Raw genomic sequence first — 18,210 nt, forward strand, 5'->3', positions numbered from 1 at the left:
GGCGCTCCTTTACTGCGCGCGGACGGCGGACAGCACGATGAGGTCGGAGTGGATCAGCTCGGGCGTGGTGGCGTCGGGCGGCGCGGGCGCGATGCGGTCCTCGATCGCGTGGCCGTGGACGACTGCGATGTGCTGGAGGTAGCGGAAGCCCGCGGTGCGGGCGGTGGCGATGAGCAGGCCGAGCGGGTCCGTCAGATGCCCGGCGTCTCGGCGTTGCCGGGTGGCGAGCAGGAGCAGGCCCTCGGCGTGCAGGAGGCGGTGGGCGCGGTGGAAGAGGCCGGGCCAGCCGTCGTCCATCGCGCCCCGTTCTTCGGGCCCGTAGCTGCTGTGCAGTGGTGCGCAGGGCAGGGTGTCGGGGTGGAGTTCGGCGAGGATCACCGAGGAGCGGGCTTGTCCGCTCGGTGCAACGTCCGTGTCGCGGTGGGTGGTGCAGCGGGTGCGGGCGTCCATCCCGGCCCGGGTGTCGTTGATCTCCAAGCGCAGGAGGGGGGCGGGCCGTTGTCCGGGGTTGAGGGTGAACTCGACGCGAAGCTTGTCGATGGCCCAGTCGGGCAGCACCTGGCCTGCCGGGGTGTCGGCGAGGTCGTCAGGGGCGGGGAGCCAGATCGTCGTCGGGAGCGGTGCGGGTGTACCTCGTCGGGCGGTGGGGCTACTGCGGCGGGAGTGGGTCATGGCGGGTGCGCCGCCGCGGGCCGGGCGCTGGTGTTTACGTACTGACACCTCTTGAGGAGAAAATCCCGGCTGATCGTGCCACCTCTCGTAAGAGGACGCTGGTCAGCGGCCGATCTGTCACCGGTCCGTCCGCGCCAGCGCGGTGCAGGGCCGAGGGACAGCGTGGCGGCGTCTGCGATTTGTTTTCGGGGAATTCCGCGGCGCGTGCTGGTGGGTGAAAGTGCTGGTCAGCGGCGTATCCGGCAGGGGGAGTTCCAGGGGGCGGCAGGCCGGTGGCGAGGTGATGACGAAGGCGCGGTAGGCCGGTGGCGCGGTGGTGGCAGGGCGGCTTGGCGTGATGGGCGGCGTCCCGTTTCGCCGTCGCTGGCAAGGAGCCCGCTCATGCGCCGCACCACGCCCGTCTCGCCCTCCGCCCTCTCCCCGTTTGACCAGGTCGATGCCGCTCTGCTGGATCTGGCCTCCGCCCCGCGCCCGCTCACGCTGCCCGCCGTGCTGCTCTCGGTGAGCGAGCCGGGCGCCGCCTGGCCGGTCGACCTCGTTCGCGCCCGGATGGCGCACCCCTCCACTCCTGGTGCCGCCCGGGCTCGGGTGTGGGCCGAGATCGTCCACCGCCGTCTGGTGGTTGGCGAGCCGTGGGGCACGGTCGCTGTCGCGATGACGGTGCCCGTACTACGCCGGGCGCTGGCCCGGCTGCCCCGGCTCCGGGAGTTGGAGAGGGGCGAGTTGGAGCAGGAGGTCCTGACCGCGGTCATCGAGCAGCTCGCCGTTCTCACAGCGGAGGAGGCGCCCGAGGAGATCGGGCTGCAGCTGGTGCGGGCCGGTGACCGGGCGGCCCACCGCCTGCTCTATGCCGCCCAGCGCGAACGTCGGCTTGGCCCGCTGCCTCTGGACGAGGGCACCGTCGGGCAGCCGCTGGCTACCGGTTCCCAGGCGCAGGTGTATCTGGTCCTGGAGCGGGCCGCCCAGGCCGAGGTCATCACGCCGGCAGAGGCCGAGCTGATCGCCGCCACCCGGCTGGACCGGCAGAGCGCGAAGGAGTGCGCGCACGGTGCGGGCATCAGCGTCCGCGCGATGTTCCGGCGCCGCTCAGCCGCCGAACAACGCCTCGCGACAGCCCTGCTCGCAGACCGGCTGTGAGACGAAGCAAGTAGCTCCGCCCGGCTGCTGGCACGATCGGCCGGCTTTTCCTCCTTAAGGGAGTGAGAGCACACAAGGCCACCGGCGCCTGGCTGAGCTCTCGCCTCACCAAAGGGTCCCTGGGGCCGGGTACGGCGCTTCGTGCTGACACCCGAAAACCCTCGCCCCTCGCGCGATACGCCCCACTCCCGCACAAGGAGGTGGTGCGCCGCCGCGGGCCTGCCCGGCCCCCAGGGACACATCTCGGCTCATGTCCGGTGCCACAGGCGCCGTCTCCCTGTCCGCCTTGCTGGAGGTGATCTTCGTGCGTGCTCTGCCGTCATCCCGGCTGCGGGCAGGGGTCCTCCGCCCTAATCCGCGCCGCCTGTTCCACATCGCGGCCCGGGCGCTCTTCGTCGTCGTACTCGCAACTTTCACTCTCCTGGCAGACCCGCCCAGTTCGTGGGCGGTGGCGACCATCCCGCAGGTGATCACGAACCTGCGGAACTGGATCGTCGGGATCCTCGCCGCACTCGCCACCCTGTTCCTGACCTTCGGCGGGCTGCGCTACCTGATGGCCGGGGGCGATCCGGGAGAAGTCGAATCCGCCAAGCGGGCATTGCGGGCCGCCGCGGTCGGCTACGGCCTGGCCATCCTGGCACCGGTCATCGTCACCATCCTTAAAGGCATCGTCGGCGCCGGGGCAGGGCAATGACCAGCCTCCGCCGTCTCGCGCTCGCCCTGCTGCTCCCGGCACTCATGCTGGCCGCCGGTGTCATGGCCGCTGTGCCCGTGGCTCACGCCGCCGTGCCTTCGGACGCCATCGCGCAGGCTCCCGCTGCTCCTTGGGAGCCGGAGCCCCGCCCACAGCCGCAGCCCGGTCCGGTGGTGCCGCCCCCGGAATCCGGGCCAGGCACCGCTCGGCCGGAACCCGCGCCGGGGCCCTCCCCCTCCCCGGGAAAGCCCAAGCCCCCGTCCCGGCCCTCGGCGCCGGAGCCGACACCGGGGCCGACGCCTCCTGCCACGCCTGCGGATCCGAATGCGGAGGGGTTCTTCGGCAACCTCCTCGATCTCCCCGGCCTGGTCATCAATGCGATCACCGCGTTCCTCGGCATGCTCCTCGAGGAGGCCATGAAGCCGTTGCGGGAGCTGATCGCCGACACGCTGCTGGCCGCCCCGGACGTCACCAAACACGCAGACATCAAGCGGCTGTGGACCGCCTCAATGGGCATCACGGCAGGTATCTACGTGCTGTTCGTGACGGCGGGCGGCGTCACCGTCATGGGCCACGAGACGGTGCAGACCAGCTACGCCCTCAAACAGATCGCCCCGCGGCTGCTCTTGGGCATCGCAGCCGCGGCCTCCTCGCTGACCGTCATGGGCAAGACGATCGCCCTGGGCAACGCCCTGACCCACGCGATCATGGGCACGGACATGGCGGACGCCGGGCAGGGGCTCATCGAGCGAGCCCTGCCCTTCGCCTTGTTCGGCCCGACCGGCATCGCCATCTATCTGCTGCTGCTCGCCGTCGTCGAACTCGTCCTGATCATCGCGGTGTTGATCGGGTTCATCGTGCGGGTCGCGTTGATGGCACTGCTCGCGGCGCTCGCGCCACTGGCTCTGGCCTGCCATGCCCACCCGCTCACCGATCCCGTCGCCCGGCTCTGGTGGCGGGGCCTGGGCGGTTGTCTGGTCATCCAGATCGCGCAGTCGCTGACATTCATCCTCGCGCTGAAGCTGTTCTTCGCCCCCGGTGCCACCACCCTCGGCATCCCCAAGGCCGATCAGCTGGGGACCCTGCTGGCCGGAGTGGCCCTGTTCTGGGTGCTGTTCAAGATCCCCGGCTGGACTCTCCAGGTCGTCCTGCGCGGCAGTCCAATTCAGCAGCCTCGCGCACCGGCGCCGGTGCGCATGCTGCGGCAACTGGCCATGTATCAGCTGATGGGCCGCTACCTGCCCGGCGCTGGAGGCGCCGCCCCTCGTCCCGGGCGGGGCGGCATCCGTCCGGGCCTCGGAGGAGGCGGCGGTCCGCGCGGCAGGAGTGGCCCGCCGCCCGGCCGCGGTGGCGGTGGCGGTGGCGGTGGCGGTGGCGGTGGCGGTGGCGGTGGCGCCAGACCACCCCGACCCGGGCCGGGCGGTGCAGCCGCGGGGGCTACTCCTCGCCGCGCCCCTCGCCCCGGTTCTGCCCAGCCCGCAGGCGCGGGTTCGCCTGCCGCAGGTGGAGGCCCCGCAGTCGGCGCCCCACCGTCTCCCCCAGCACCCGCCCCAGCCACTCCCCCTGCCAGCCCCAACGGCCCTGCCGCGCCGGCGCAGCCCGGCGCCGGTAGGGGCACTGCCCCAGGTCGACGTGCCGCCGCAGCTCAGCGTGCTGCTCCCCGCCCCCGACCAGCACAGAGCCCCCGCGCCGTCCCCCACCCCGCCCAGGCCCGGCGCCAGCAGCAGTTGGCACTGCCCATCCCCGCCAACCGCATCCCGGCCAACCCGCCCCGCCCAGCCCAGACCTGGCTCCCCATCACCGCTCCACGCGTCCCTCGCTCCGGCCTCGCGCTCCCCACCGCTCCACAGGCCGCCGCCCCTGCTCCGCCGACCACTCCCGCCGCCCCTACCGCACACGCCCCGGCACCCCGGCGCCGACAACTCGCCCTGCCCATCCCAGCCCCACGCGTTCGCGTACGTCCCTCCCGCCCCGTACAGCTGCGCCTGCCCCTCGAACCGCCCCGCACGCCCCGCACTCCCCGGAGGCGCACGCCATGACCGAACCCGCCGACGACGATGTCGTCACCCCCGCCCGCATCCCCGCCGACGTGTCCCGCGAAGACCGTATTCTCGGGCCGCTGACCGCGCGGCAGACCGCGATCCTGACCGTGACCGCGCTCGTGCTGTACGGCGGTTACTGGGCCAGCCGCCCGCTGATGGCCCCGCTCGCCTACGCGGCCCTCGTCTCCCCGGTCGCCCTGATCGTGAGCGTGGTCGCGGTGGGGCGGCGCGACGGCATCGGCATGGACCAACTCCTGCTCGCCGCCCTCCGCTTCCACCACACCCCCAAGCGCCGGGTACCGGCTCCCGAGGGGATCCCCGCGCTGCCCGCAGTCACGCCTGCCCCCTGGAAGGAGCAGGCGTCCCGGCGGCCTGCGTCGCTGCGTCTGCCGTGCCGGGCGGTCACCGAAACAGGCACACTGGATCTCGCCGCCGACGGCCGGGCGGCGTTGGCGGTGTGCAGCACGATCAACTTCCACCTGCGCACCGGCGGTGAGCAGCAGGCCCTGACCGAAGGGTTCGCCCGCTGGCTGAACTCCCTGACCGGCCCCACCCAGATCCTCATCCGTGCTCACCGCCTTGAGATCGGCCCGCTGGTCGACGAGCTGGCCCAGACCGCGCCCACCCTCCCCCACCCGGCGCTGGAGCGGGCAGCGCTGGCCCACGCCTGCTTCCTCGACGAGCTGGCTGCCGAGCGCGACCTGCTCACCCGCCAGGTCCTGCTGGTGGCCCGCGAACCCTCGGCCACCGGCGCGGCCCGGGCCGGCCACCGCCTCACCGAGGCCGCCCGCGCCCTGGAGGCCGCCGAGATCACCGTCTCGGCGCTGGAGGCACCGGCCGCCGCCGACGCGCTCCGGCTGGCAGCCGACCCCGATGCCGCTCCCCTGGCAGGTGTGTGATGTTGCGACTGCTTCGCCGCGCCCCCACGCCGGGCACGTCCGTGGACGCCCGTGATGTGCTGGCCCATCACGGCCCGGACGGGCTCGAAGTCCATGCCCGCACGCTCGCCGTCGGCGGGCACCTGGCCGCCACCCTGGTGGTGACCGGCTACCCCGCCGAAGTGGCACCCGGCTGGCTGGACACGCTGCTCACCTACCCCGGCCGCCTGGACGTGGCCCTGCACATCGAACCGGTCGCCAGCTCGCTGGCCGCCCAGCAGCTCAAGAAGCAGCGGGCCCGCCTGGAATCCTCCCGCCGCACCGGCGCAGACCACGGACGCCTCGACGACCCGGACACCGAGGCCGCCGCCGCGGACGCGGCCGACCTCGCCTACCGCATCGCGCGCGGGGAGGGGAAACTCTTCCGCCTCGGCCTGTACATGACCGTCTACGGCCAGAGTGAAGACCATCTGGCCGACGAGGTGGCCTCGGTCCGTTCGATCGCCGACTCGCTGCTGGTGGCGACCGCGCCGGCCACCTACCGGGCGCTGCCCGGCTGGCTGGCCACGCTCCCCCTGGGCCTGGACACGCTGAAGGTACGGCGCACCTTCGACACCGAAGCCCTCGCCGCCTGCTTCCCCTTCGCCTCCCCCGACCTGCCCGCCGACATCGCGCTGGCACCGGGCGGCGTGCTCTACGGCATCAACACCTCCAGCGGTTCGCTGGTGTTGTGGGACCGCTTCGCCCAGGACAACTACAACTCCATCACCCTGGCCCGCTCCGGGGCCGGCAAGTCGTATCTGACCAAACTCGAACTGCTGCGGCAGCTGTTCACCGGCACCGAAGCGATGGTCATCGACCCGGAGGACGAATACGTCGCCCTGGCCGAGTCGGTGGGCGGCACCGTCATCCGCCTGGGCGATCCCGGCGTCCGGCTCAACCCCTTCGACCTGCCGCCCACGACGAGCGGTGAGCAGGACGCGCTCACCCGCCGCGTGCTGTTCCTGCACACCTTCCTGGCCGTCCTGCTCGGCGGGAACCTCTCCTCCGCCGAGCGGGCCGTGCTGGACCGGGCGGTCCTTGCCACCTACCACCACGCCGGGATCACCACCGATCCCGCCACGTTCGCCCGCCCCGCGCCGCTGCTCGCCGACCTCGCTGCCCAGCTCGCCGCGATGACGGAGCCGGCCGCGGGCGAATTGGCGGTCCGCCTGACCCCGTACGTGGAGGGATCCCACCGGCAGCTGTTCTCCGGGCCGACCACGACCCGCCCCGCCGGACACCTGGTCGTCTTCTGTCTGCGGGAGGTTCCCGACGAGCTCAAGACCGCGAGCATGCTTCTGGCTCTCGATGCCATCTGGCGGCAGGTCGCCCACTCCGGGCGCCGCCAGAGGCGCCTGGTGGTGGTCGACGAGGCGTGGCTGTTGATGCGCGACGGGCACGGGGCGCGCTTCTTGTTCCGGATGGCCAAGGCCGCCCGCAAGTACTGGACCGGCCTCGCGGTGGTCACCCAGGACGGCGACGACGTGCTGGCCAGCGAGTTGGGCCGGGCGATCGTCACCAATGCCGCGACCCAGCTGCTCATGCGGCAGGCTCCGCAGGCCATCGACCAGATTGCCGCCGCCTTCCATCTCTCGCGCGGCGAGCGCCATCATCTGCTCTCCGCACCCCGGGGCTGCGCGCTCCTGCTGTCCGGCCGCACCAAGATCTCCTTCACGCCGGTCGCCTCCACGGCCGAGCACGACCTGATCACCACCGACCCCGTCGAGCTCGAGGCGGACGAGCAGGCCGTACGGGACGAGGCGAGCGATCCCTACGGACTGCCCGACCTGACCGGACTTCAGCTATGAGCGCCACCGCCCCGGGTGGCCTGCTCGGCACCTTGCTGACCGACCCCAGTCACTTCTGGAACACCCTGCTGCACAGCGGCCGCGACTTCCTCGCCGATACCTGGCCCTGGCTGGCGACCGGCACGGCGCTGATCACCACCGGAGTCGTCGCTGCGCGCACCGCCGTGCACCGGAGTCGGCAGCGGGCCTTCGCTGAGGGCGCCCGGCTGGTGACGATCCTCGCCCCGCCCACGGTGCCCGGCAAGGGCGGGGAGGTGCTGTGGGCCCAGCTCTCCGGTCTGCTGCGCCCCTGGCACCAGCGCCTGCTGCACGGCCAGCCGCATGTCGGCTTCGAGTATGCGTGGAGCACCGGCGGGCTGACCATACGGCTCTGGCTGCCCGGCTCCACCCCCACCACTCTGGTACGCCGCGCCGTGGAGGCCGCCTGGCCCGGCGCACACACCACCCTGTCCGATAGCGTCCCTCCTTTCCCGGCCGAGTACCAATGCACCGCCGGTACTTTGCGCCTCGCACGGCCAGAAGTGCTGCCACTGCGGACGGATCACAAGGACGATCCGCTGCGCGCACTCCTCCAGGCGGCCACCGGGATGGCGGAGGACGAGCACGCGCTGGTGCAGCTCCTGGCCCGGCCCGCGACCGGCGCCCGGCTGCGCCGCACCAGGCGCAGCGCCCGCCGCCTGAAGGCCGGACACACCGCACCCCGCCTCACCTCCCTCTTCCGGCTGCTCGCCCACGCACCGCAGCGCACCTCACCCGCAACCACGGACCCCTCGCACGGTGTCGAGGTGCGCCAGAGCGTCGGCAAACTCACCGGCCCCCAGTGGGAGGTGACCATCCGCTACGCCATCGCCCTCCCGCAGAAATCCGAGGGAGCCGAGGCCCGACTGCGTGGCCGCGCCCATGCCCTGGCCTCCGCCTTCTCCCTGTACGCGGCCCGCAACTGGCTGGCCCGCCACCGCCTGCGCGATCCGCGCCCGGCCCTGAGCGCCCGCTGCTTCCCCCGTCACCGCGGGGACCTGCTGTCGGTGCCCGAACTCGCCGCCCTGGCCCACCTGCCGGTCGATCCCGACGCTCCCGGGCTGGCGCGCGCGGGCGCCCGCTCCATTGCCCCGCCGCCTGCCGTCCCGCAGCCCGGCCCCGGCGTCAAGCCACTCGGCGCCTCGGACACCGGCGCCCGACGCGAAGTGGGCTTGAGGGTCCCCGATGCCCGCCATCACCTGCATCTGATGGGCGCCACCGGCTCCGGCAAGTCCACCCTGATCGGCCAACTCGTCCTGGATGACGTGCGCGAGGGCCGGGGCGCGATCGTCATCGACCCCAAGGGCGACCTCGTCGCCGACCTCCTGCACCGCCTACCGCCCTCCTGCGCCCAGAAGCTGGTACTCATCGACCCCGACGACACCCACACCCCGCCCTGCCTGAACGTCCTGGACGGCAGCGACATCGACGTCGTCGTCGACAACATCACCGGCATCTTCCGCCGCATCTTCGCCGCCTTCTGGGGCCCGCGCACCGACGACATCATGCGCGCCGCCTGCCTCACCCTCCTGCGCCACGCCCAGATCACCAGCCGCCTGGTCACCCTCGCCGACATCCCCCGCCTCCTGGGCGAGAGCGCCTACCGCATCCGCATGATGCCCACCATCAAAGACCCCGTCCTCAAAGGCTTCTGGATCTGGTACGAGTCCCTGTCCGAGCCCTCCCGCGCCGCCGTCATCGGCCCGATCATGAACAAGCTCCGCGCCTTCCTGCTGCGCTCCTTCGCCCGCCAGACCATCGCCTCGGGCGAGTCGACCTTCCACCTGCCCGACGTGCTGGACGGCGGCATCCTCCTGGCCCGCCTGCCCAAGGGCGCCCTGGGCGAGGAGACCACCCGGCTGCTGGGCTCGTTCATCGTCGCCAAGACCTGGCAGGCCGCCGCGGCCCGTGCCCGCACCCCCGAACGGGACCGGATCGACGCCTCGCTGTATGTGGACGAGGCGCACAACTTCCTGACCCTGCCCTACCCGCTGGAGGACATGCTCGCCGAGGCCCGCGGCTACCGCCTGTCCATGAACCTGGCCCACCAGCACCTCGCCCAGCTCCCCCGCGACCTGCGCGAAGGCATCTCCGCCAACGCCCGCAACAAGGTCTTCTTCAACGCCTCCCCCGAAGACGCGAACGCCCTGGAACGCCACACCCTGCCCACCTTGAGCGCGCACGACCTCGCCCACCTCGGCCCCTACCAGGCCGCCGCCCACCTCCTGGCCGACGGCGCCGAAACCGCCGCCTTCACCCTCACCACCCACCCCCTGCCCCCGCCGGTGCCCGGGCGCTCCGCCGAACTGCGGGCCGCGGCCGCCGCCCACTTCGGCGCCACCACCAGCCGCTCCACCTACCTGCCCCTGTAACACCCGCCACCCAAGGAGTAGGTCATGCCCACGACAAGCTCGAACCCCGGCTACGTCCCGCGCGCGGCCTCCCGCCGACGCCGCCCCGCCCAGCCCGACCGGGCCCGCACCGACCTCGCCCGGCTCGCCACCCGCCTCACCCCGCGCGACCTGTGGCTCATCGAGATGCTCCACGAGCACAAGGTCCTCACCTCGCACCACATCACCGCGCTCGCCTTCACCGGCCACCGCACCGCCAACCGCCGCCTGCGCGAGCTCTACCTGCTGGGCGTCGTCGACTCCTTCCGCCCCCTGCGCCAGAGCGGCTCCGCCCCCGAGCACTACACCCTGGGACGGGCCGGCGCCGAACTCCTCGCCGCCCGCGCCGGATGCGACCTGCCCGCCACCGGCTGGCGCAAGGACAACTGCGCCCGCATCGCCTTCTCCCCCACCCTGGACCACACCCTGGGCGTCAACACCCTCCTCACCCACCTCGCCACCATAGGCGCCCTGGTGGAGTGGCTCTCCGAACGCTCCGCGACCCGGCTGTGGGGCGACTGGATCCGCCCCGACGCCTACGCCCACCACGCCACCCCGGCCGGGCAACTCCTGCCGTTCTTCCTGGAGTACGACACCGGCTCCTACAACCTCGCCCGCGTCGAGGCCAAACTCCCCGGCTACGCCGCCCTCGCCGCCACCACCGGCACCCGCACCCCGCTCCTCCTCCACACCGCCACCGCCCGCCGCGAAGCCGCCCTGCGCCACCGCCTCGCCGAAAGCACCGACCGCCTCGAACTGCCCATCGCCACCGGCAACGCCCAACTCGCCGAACCGGACGGGGCTGCCTGGCTCCCCCTGGGCCCCACCCCGGCCACCCGACTCGCCCCTGCCCAACTGGCAGCCCACTGGCCCGGTCTGATCCCGGCCCTCACCTCCGAAGCAACGCTCTCCACGCCCGGCCGCCACACCGCCTTCCCCTGGCGCCCCATCCCGCCCCAACCTCCGGCACCCGGGGCCTGACCGTGAGCGCCCTCGCCAAGACAGCCGCCGGTGCGGGATGCACAATCCTCGCTCTGCCACTGCTGGTTGCCGTCATCGCAGCCACGCTGCTCAGCGGCTCCATGGCCGGCAGCGGAGGCGCGTCGGCGAGTCCGAGCAAGCACGCGCTGGCCGACATCCCGCCCAAGATGCTCGCGCTCTACCAGCGGGCGGCTCCGGAGTGCCCGGGCCTCTCGTGGACGGTGCTCGCGGCGATCGGAAAGGTCGAGACCGACCACGGCCGCTATCCCACCATGACCTCCTCGGCGGGCGCGGTCGGGCCCATGCAGTTCCTGCCCTCCACGTTCAAGGCCTACGCCCACCCGGTGCCGCCCGGCGGCAAGAAGCCGCCCACCCCCTGGGACCCGGTCGACGCCGTCTACGCCGCGGCCCGACTGCTGTGCGCCAACGGCGCCCGCAACGGCAAGAACCTGCGCCGCGCGATCTGGCACTACAACCACGCCGACTGGTACGTGAACAAAGTCCTCAAAATCGCCGACGAATACGCGGCGGCCGCAGGCCCGGCAACCGGCGCCGCTGGCAAGGCGGTTGCCTACGCCCGCTCCCAGCTCGGCGTCCCCTACCGGTGGGGCGGCAACGGGCCCTCCGAGGGCGGCTTCGACTGCTCGGGCCTGACCAAGGCCGCATACGCCAAAGCGGGCATCACCCTGCCCCGCGTGGCCCAGGCCCAGTACCAGGCCACCGCCAAAGTCCCCGCCGGACAGCCCCTGCTGCCCGGCGACCTCGTCTTCTACGGCAGCTCCGGCAACCTCCACCATGTCGGCCTCTACATCGGCAACAACAAGATGATCAACGCCCCGAACAGCCACTCCGTCGTCCGCATCGAGGACTATCGCTGGCACAACTACTACGGCGCCACCCGCCCCGCCGCACAAAAGGGCACGCGGTGACGCCCCCGAGCCCGGCCCAGGCGCAGGCCCTGCTCACCGCGCTCACCCGCGCCCTGGCCGGTGTCGCCGTCCTCACCCTCGCCTTTACCGCGGTCAACGTGACCCTGTTCGCCACCAGCAGGGGCGTCTCCCTCGGCATCGCGATCCTCCTGGACCCGATGGTCGCCCTCGCCCTGGCCACGGTCCTGTACGCGGACGCACGCCTGGCGGCCTGGGGCCTGGACCCGCCCACCTGGTCGGCGGCCCTGCGCTGGTTCACCGCAACCGCCGCCACCCTGATGAACACCTGGACCTCGATCTGGCCCGACCGACAGATCGGCTGGCCGACCCACGCCGACCCCGCAGGCATCCTCCTGCACGGCGTACCGACCGTCCTGCTGATCCTGCTAACCGAAACGATCGCCGCTTACCGGCGCACCATCACCCCGCTCCTCACCCCGACCGACGACATGGATCACACAACCAATCCGGGCTACCCGGCGCCGAACTCCGCTGCGCCCGCACCATCACCCCAACCGCTGCCCTACACACCAGTATTCGCGGCATGGGGAGCTGTGGGACACGACGGTCGCTTGGGGCCAGCCGTGCCCACGTCGGGCACCGACACAGCCGTCGCCGCCCCGGCGGCACCCACCAACGGCGGCGGCCCGACCAGGGCGGCAGACGGCGACACGTGGGCACGCGCGATCGCGATCGACGAGACTGCCCGCGCAACGACCGGAAGCCCGGCCAGCATCTGGCGGCTGCGCACCGATCTGCACATCGGCCCGGACCGGGCCCGCCAGATCCGCACCCAGCTCCTCACCCGCCGCCCCGGCGGCACACGCCCACTCTCATGACCAGCACCGATCCCCTCATCACGATCAATCGGATCGGTGGATCGCTGCCGCTTGACTTGTCGTTGGGTCCAGAGCGTCCATGGTCGTACCGGCCGACGGCCCGCGGATTCAGAACCCCTGAACTCGCGCTCTCGTAGGCCGCGTTCGACCGGGGCCCCGCGATGCGCACGCGCCCGATCGGACACCACAGCGCCAGGCGCTGATCCCCGGCCGGGGCCCACATCCACCGCTCACATGGAATCGAGGCCCCACCATGTCCAACACCAACGACACTCGCACCCTCCAGCTCGTGCCCGACCCCGAACCGCTGACCGGCCTGACGGGCGCACCCGCCGCGATCTACACCGAACTCGTCACCTCCCCCGGCACCACGGGGGCCGAACTCGCCCTCGCCGCAGGCCTCGGACGCTCCACCGCCGGAAAGGCCCTGGTCACCCTCGAAGAACACGGCCTGGCCATCCGCACACCCGGCGGCCACGAAGGAGCACGCCGTACCCCCGACCGCTGGAACCCCGCTCGGGTCGGAGCTTGCCCTAAGGAGCACGCTCAGACCCCTGAGACCTCGACACCGGACGGGAACGGCGTAGACACGGGAGCCCCCGTCCCGGCGCCTGATGCCGTCACCAACACCCACTCGGGCGCCGCTTCACAGGGCGACGTCCTCGATGCCCTGATGGTGACCGTCGTAGCGGACGACACGAAGGATCCCACCGACGACGAGGATGCCGACGCCTCAGAAGTCCGTACCGTCGGGGCCGAGCAGCCGTTGGTTGCGCACGTTGCCGTCACAACGGCTCCGATCGGCCAGCGGGCACGGTTGGCGCCAGGGGCACTACGCCAGATGGTCATCGACCACCTGCAAGCACACCCGTCCGAGGCGTTCACCGCCACCAAGATCAGCCGCGTTATCGAGAAGAGCTCGGGAGCCATCGCCAACGCCCTGGTCACCCTCACCAGGCAGGGAATCGGCGAACAGGTGACCGAACAACCCCGCACCTATCGACTGGCCGGAACCGGAACGTCAGACACCCCGTAGACACCCGTCCCCACGGCGGTGCCGCCCCTAGCAATGGAGCTCGGGGCGGCACCGCCATCGCGCTGTACGGCGTGCCTGGTCACCGGAAACCAACCTTGACGATCTCACCAGCAACCAAAGCACATGACTGTCGATGCTGACCTCGCTGGCATGCCAGCTTCGACAACGTCATGCGCCGCGAGCCCAAAAACTCGACGCAGATCGTCCCGGTTGGCCATGGGGGACCTCCAACGACATGCGAAGATCCGCCCCGCGGAAGCCGGAACACTTCCTCGCCTTCACCGCCATCACCCAGTCCCTCATGTGCCACCGCCGACTCACCAACTGAAGTGACATGTTCCAGTTGGTCCCCCATGCTGGCTGGTTCCGGAAGATGTACCCCGCCACCGTCCTTGATGTCCTGCTCGCAGGTTCGTCCGTCGTAGGACTGGTCATTGGGGATCAACAGCGCTCCGGCAACCTGCTCAGAGTGCTCGACGGCGAGCCAGCCGTCGCCCGTTAGGTCACCGACCGGCCCGAACGCCACAGACGAATAGACCGTCTTGCACCCCAACGCCACGCGCCCCTTATCGACCGCGCAGGCATCTATTGCAGGGTCGGGTCTCTCGCCGGCGCCGTTGAAGTGATAGCGGAAGTGGGCCTGGCCTCCTTCGGAGGGCACCTGCAGGTGAGGCTCAAGGCGCCAGTCAACGACCTCGGCGGTGAGGCCGAGAGGCCGCCCGGACGTGTCCTCGATCTGCACCCTGACACCGGACTCACGGCGCTCCGTAATCGTGTCGGTGCAGCCCCAGTGGGAAGAGCAGCCGGACGGGATGAGAATCACCAGAGCCAACGGAGTACCGGCAAGTACCCGTGGCTGATGACGGTGACGAGCACCTATGGCGATGACTCCTCCCCTTCATCGCCTTCGCCACCAACCTCTTCGACTATCGCCGACTCACCAAGTGAACAACGCCTTAAGGACACTCCGCTGGCCGGGGCTGCGACGCCTCACTCACCTAAAAAGCGCGTACGCGACAACACATTCCGGCCAATGGCCAAATAATTCATCTAGATGATCCGTTGTACAGCACATACACTCAATCGGCGATCAAAGGAAGGGACTGCAATCAACACGAAAGCAAATCGCAAGGCAAATTAGATCCGGTAAGTGAGGCAGGTGATGACACCTGCCTCGAGGACCGCACAAAGTAGGGACAAGACAGTGAGATCCGCTTTCAAAGCGACGTTCTCTTTTATGGCACTCCTGGCCGCAATACTTATGACGGCGAGCCCCTCGCAAGCAGCTGCGCAGATACCTGCACAAGCGGCAGCCGCACAGCAGCTCACCACCTTCGCCGCGCAGGACGGCGAAGTCGGCCTGGTAACCCCGAAGAGGTCTGCAGCAGCTGCACCCACGACCTGCAACTGGACCGGAGCATCAGTCAAGGGCTCGCCGACCTACGCGGTCGAGGCTCCGCGAGCACTGACCGCGCTCGCCTGGACCGGTACGGTGAACGCCAGCTGTACCGGCGAGCCGGTATCCATCTCGACCCGAATCGAGGTGACCGATCCGCAAGGCATACCCCACCCGATAGCAAGCGGTGCGAGTGTCCCGGTCAATAGTGGATACGTCTGCTCTCACCAGGGAAGTTCCAACTGCGCCGGATCGTGGACGGCAAAATTCACCCTGACCTTCTCCGCCAAGCCGGGAAGCAAGTGGCCGGGGGGAGGCGGTTGCACACCCTCTGGCGCCATTCAAACCTGCACCTTCGGCGGCCCTGTCGGTAATATTCCAGCGGCCAAGGTTCCGGAACACACCGTCTGCAAGAACTCAGCGAACGTCGCACTTCTCGCAGACGTGCCTTGCTACAACCTGCCTCCCTCGGGAGATACCCCGCTTATGTCGCTGAGGTCGATCAAGAGTATACGTGATTTCCATTTCGAGGGCGGCGCCCAAGCCGACGCCACCAAGGGGCTTTTCTACTCGCACCTGACGAATAACGACCTGCAGAAGGTCTGGGAAGCTGGAATGACTAGCAGTGGAAGTTGGAAGCTGAACAGCACGGGCTACTACGAAAAGACGTTTACCTATACTGGTGCTGGCATCCAGTCTCCACGCTACGGCGGCGGCGCTCCCGCAACGAAGGTGACCATCGTGGCGGAGCAGTACGGAGCCGCCGGATACTCAGAAGTGGTCACCATGTACCCAGCCACGGGATGATTTGATCCAGTGGAGGGGGGCCGTTCCGTGACGGCGCCCCTCCACCGCCATATCAGCTCATTACTGAATCGCCAGCGAAGGTACACAGTGAATTTCACCGAAGTTGCAGAAAAGCTATTCCACGGAGCCGCTACCGGCGATGAAAATCAGGTGGTCAAAATACTTGCATCGGGCGTCTCCCCCGATCTTCGCGATACCGATCGAAGGCGCACACCACTCGATCTAGCTGTCTGGAACAACCATCCTGGCGTAGTAAAAATCCTCCTTGATGCAGGGGCCGACCCCAATGTCATCGCTGGAGAATACGGCGAAACCACCGCTCTGCGTTACGCCGCACCTAGGGGCATGCTCGAGGTTGCTCAATACCTTCTCGACGCAGGGGCACGCCCCGACGGACGATTGGATGACGAACAGGCCACGCCGCTCATGCTGGCCGCCGGTCAAGGCGAGCTGGGAATGACTGAACTGCTCCTCAAAAGAGGCGCGTCACCCAATCTGGCTACGGAACAGGTATCACCAGTAGGTGCAAGTAGGGGGACAAGGGTAACTGCCCTATCGAGCGCAGCAACTGGCGGACATTTGGCGACTTTCCGTCTTCTTCTAGACAACGGGGCGCGGCCTGATGAGGAGCTCCTGAAACTCGTTTCGGGCGAGATTGAGCGAAAGGGGAACGGAAACTCCGAGGGGCGACGTGAAAACCTTGGCGAATATCATGCCATAAAGAAGCTAATCGAAGAGACCTTGAGGTCCTGAGCAACGCGCATTAACCGGTCGCTCCACACCCAGCGAACTATCCGCCGGCCTGGCCGTCAGCCCAGCACCCAAGCTCTAGCTACGTCAGCGGGCCACAGCTCTATCCATACTCCGCAGGCGTCGAACACCTAGCCGAACCATGCCGGTGTGCGGGTGAGTCTGCGTCGTCGGTTGCTGGTTCGACCGGTTCATCGTCTTCCTCCGCAGCCAGTGTGCCCGCAGCCCCCGCAGAAGCCGCCACCGCTGCATACGCAGGGGCAAGGCCCCGTCCGTCGCCCGGTAAGCCCGGCATTCGGGGCGGTTGGTGTGGCGCCAGCGTCTTCGACAGACGGCCGCTCCGCGGTGCGCGACACGGCGACTTCGAACGCGCGCAGTTTCGCAGCCCGAGAGCCGCGGTCCAGACGGGCCAGCTCACTAGGTAGTCGAGGATCGGTAAGACCGTAAAGGGGCCGCCCGGCGGCGGTCAGCAAGTGGCATGCTGCTTCGGCGCTGATCCAGCCCGGCTCGGGCGGCAGCTTCGACGCATGCCGCTCGTCCCAGACGGCAACGCTTGAGATGGTCAACAATTCTGCAAGACAGCGGCCTTCCCACTCTCCGCCGGACCTCAGGACGATCTCAGCGCTTCTGAGGATGGCGTGGACCAGTGCACGCTGGCGGTGAAGATCGATGTCCGTCATGGGTGCTCCTCCATTGCAGTGCTAGCCGGCGGGCCAGTTTGTAGGTGGTCTTTGGCCGCGCCCAGGCGGGCGCGGCCAGGGGTCGGGCCTATGCGGTGCGAGGCAGGGAGGCCTTGTAGGTGTCGAGGACCAGTCCGAGCTGGTTCAGTTGCTGGGCGGTGCGGGCGGCCAGCAGGTCGGTGCTGTGGCCGCAGGAGTTGAGTACGCCGCTGACGGGAATGAAGGCGGCCGTGCGGCGGCAGTTGAGAGCGTCGTTGAGGCGATCGCGGGCGTGGGCGGCCTGCAGGCGTAGGCGTGCGTACAGCCGGTCGGCCTCCTTGGCGGTGTCCAGGACGAGCTGGGCCAGGAGGGCATTGGAGGCGCCGCCGTGGGCGCGGGTCCGCAGGTGGCGGTAGGCCTCGTTGTTGCCGAGTACTTCGCGTACGGCTTGCTCGCCTGGCCCCATCGGGTCGGTGGGGGATGAACTCGTGTCAGCCGGAGGTGCCTTGGCGGTTCCGCGAACGCGGCTGGTTGGGTTGGTCATGGTCTGGGTGTCCTTCCGAGCGGGGGATGGTCAGGGGCTCAGGGGGTTTCGCCGTAGCTGCAGGTGGTGGTGTGGGCCTGGTCGGTGTGGAAGGTGTCGGGGACGCTGCGGGGGCGGGTGAGGTCTGCGCTCGAGACGGGGGCGTTGGCCAGGTGGGTGCCGAGGTCGGCGAGGTGGCGGATGGTCGCGAGGGGGACCTGGGCGACGCATTCGGGGCAGGGCCCGAGGAGTTCGAACGGTTCGTCCTCGTAGATCGGGAATCGCGTGAGGAAGACGTACCGCTCTCCCGTGTCGGGGCAGGTGACCGTGGCCAGGATCGGCTCGCCGGGGCCGGTGCGGCGGCGCAGCCAGTCGGGTTCGGTGGTGATCTGGTCCAGGCCGAGTCCGAGGGCGGCGGCCAGGCGTACGGCGGTCATGGCGTGTTCTTCGCCGCGATAGCGGCCGTGCGGGCTGACGGCTTTGTTGTGCCGGATGAAGACGGCGGCGGCGTGGGCGCGTTCGGCGAGGCTTGTCATGGTCGGCTTCCTTCTCTTTCGCTTTCGTTGTCCGGGGTGTGGGCCGCCGTCTGGCAGGTGGCGGCCCGGTGGG

The 18,210-nt window shown here is 70.0% G+C and carries 15 protein-coding genes and 1 pseudogene; 12 read left to right on the top strand and 4 right to left on the bottom strand.

The annotated features are described in order from the left end of the window. Window positions 1–9 precede the first annotated feature (9 nt). Window positions 10–720 (bottom strand): hypothetical protein, encoded by a 711-nt coding sequence (locus tag ACFQ7F_RS07675; RefSeq protein WP_383267636.1) that lies wholly within the window; start codon window positions 718–720, stop codon window positions 10–12. A gap of 333 nt (window positions 721–1,053) precedes the next feature. Here ACFQ7F_RS07675 and ACFQ7F_RS07680 point away from each other — a divergent pair, with 333 nt between their 5' ends. From ACFQ7F_RS07680 to ACFQ7F_RS07725, 10 genes are all read left to right on the top strand, one after another. Then, a complete protein-coding gene (locus tag ACFQ7F_RS07680) occupies window positions 1,054–1,809 on the top strand; it encodes a hypothetical protein (RefSeq protein ID WP_383267640.1) in 756 nt (251 codons plus the stop codon). A 328-nt stretch (window positions 1,810–2,137) separates the two neighbouring features. Next, window positions 2,138–2,503, top strand: coding sequence for a pilin (locus ACFQ7F_RS07685; RefSeq protein ID WP_383267713.1), 366 nt, complete (start codon window positions 2,138–2,140; stop codon window positions 2,501–2,503). Beyond that, window positions 2,500–4,542: a hypothetical protein gene (locus ACFQ7F_RS07690; RefSeq protein WP_383267643.1), complete on the top strand. Its 2,043-nt coding sequence runs from the start codon at window positions 2,500–2,502 to the stop codon at window positions 4,540–4,542. Before ACFQ7F_RS07685 ends, ACFQ7F_RS07690 begins: the two co-directional genes overlap by 4 nt. Beyond that, window positions 4,539–5,444, top strand: coding sequence for a PrgI family protein (locus tag ACFQ7F_RS07695; protein ID WP_383267645.1), 906 nt, complete (start codon window positions 4,539–4,541; stop codon window positions 5,442–5,444). The genes ACFQ7F_RS07690 and ACFQ7F_RS07695 overlap by 4 nt, the downstream gene beginning before the upstream one ends. Further along, window positions 5,444–7,273, top strand: a complete 1,830-nt coding sequence (locus ACFQ7F_RS07700; RefSeq protein WP_383267648.1) for a VirB4 family type IV secretion system protein — start codon at window positions 5,444–5,446, stop codon at window positions 7,271–7,273. The genes ACFQ7F_RS07695 and ACFQ7F_RS07700 overlap by 1 nt, the downstream gene beginning before the upstream one ends. After that, window positions 7,270–9,663 carry a type IV secretory system conjugative DNA transfer family protein gene (locus tag ACFQ7F_RS07705; RefSeq protein WP_383267649.1) on the top strand — a complete coding sequence of 798 codons (2,394 nt, stop codon included), beginning with the start codon at window positions 7,270–7,272 and terminating at the stop codon, window positions 9,661–9,663. The genes ACFQ7F_RS07700 and ACFQ7F_RS07705 overlap by 4 nt, the downstream gene beginning before the upstream one ends. Before the next feature lie 24 nt (window positions 9,664–9,687). Beyond that, complete coding sequence (locus tag ACFQ7F_RS07710) at window positions 9,688–10,662, top strand: replication-relaxation family protein (RefSeq protein ID WP_383267652.1); 975 nt, start codon at window positions 9,688–9,690, stop codon at window positions 10,660–10,662. Between the two features lie 2 nt (window positions 10,663–10,664). Then, window positions 10,665–11,591 (top strand): NlpC/P60 family protein, encoded by a 927-nt coding sequence (locus ACFQ7F_RS07715; protein WP_383267654.1) that lies wholly within the window; start codon window positions 10,665–10,667, stop codon window positions 11,589–11,591. Then, the gene (locus tag ACFQ7F_RS07720) at window positions 11,588–12,430 is read left to right on the top strand and encodes an extensin (RefSeq protein WP_383267656.1); all 843 of its coding nucleotides are present in this window, start codon (window positions 11,588–11,590) and stop codon (window positions 12,428–12,430) included. Before ACFQ7F_RS07715 ends, ACFQ7F_RS07720 begins: the two co-directional genes overlap by 4 nt. A gap of 253 nt (window positions 12,431–12,683) precedes the next feature. Beyond that, a complete protein-coding gene (locus ACFQ7F_RS07725) occupies window positions 12,684–13,466 on the top strand; it encodes a hypothetical protein (protein ID WP_383267659.1) in 783 nt (260 codons plus the stop codon). A gap of 340 nt (window positions 13,467–13,806) precedes the next feature. Here ACFQ7F_RS07725 and ACFQ7F_RS07730 read toward each other — a convergent pair. Further along, window positions 13,807–14,289, bottom strand: a pseudogene (locus ACFQ7F_RS07730) (hypothetical protein); the annotation flags it as partial. Window positions 14,290–14,703: 414 nt separating this feature from the next. Between ACFQ7F_RS07730 and ACFQ7F_RS07735 the strand changes: the two are divergent. Together ACFQ7F_RS07735 and ACFQ7F_RS07740 are read left to right on the top strand one after the other, a co-directional pair. Then, the gene (locus ACFQ7F_RS07735) at window positions 14,704–15,669 is read left to right on the top strand and encodes a hypothetical protein (RefSeq protein WP_383267662.1); all 966 of its coding nucleotides are present in this window, start codon (window positions 14,704–14,706) and stop codon (window positions 15,667–15,669) included. An 87-nt stretch (window positions 15,670–15,756) separates the two neighbouring features. Continuing rightward, complete coding sequence (locus ACFQ7F_RS07740; protein WP_383267665.1) at window positions 15,757–16,422, top strand: ankyrin repeat domain-containing protein; 666 nt, start codon at window positions 15,757–15,759, stop codon at window positions 16,420–16,422. A gap of 765 nt (window positions 16,423–17,187) precedes the next feature. Here the strand turns inward: ACFQ7F_RS07740 and ACFQ7F_RS07745 are convergent. Both ACFQ7F_RS07745 and ACFQ7F_RS07750 read right to left on the bottom strand, forming a co-directional pair. Further along, window positions 17,188–17,622 carry a hypothetical protein gene (locus tag ACFQ7F_RS07745; protein ID WP_383267667.1) on the bottom strand — a complete coding sequence of 145 codons (435 nt, stop codon included), beginning with the start codon at window positions 17,620–17,622 and terminating at the stop codon, window positions 17,188–17,190. A 38-nt stretch (window positions 17,623–17,660) separates the two neighbouring features. Further along, entirely contained in the window at window positions 17,661–18,137 is a 477-nt protein-coding gene (locus ACFQ7F_RS07750; protein WP_383267670.1) for a hypothetical protein, read from the bottom strand. Window positions 18,138–18,210: the final 73 nt, after the last annotated feature.

It is taken from the genome of Streptomyces sp. NPDC056486 (assembly GCF_042795295.1).
Classification (GTDB): Bacteria; Actinomycetota; Actinomycetes; order Streptomycetales; family Streptomycetaceae; genus Streptomyces.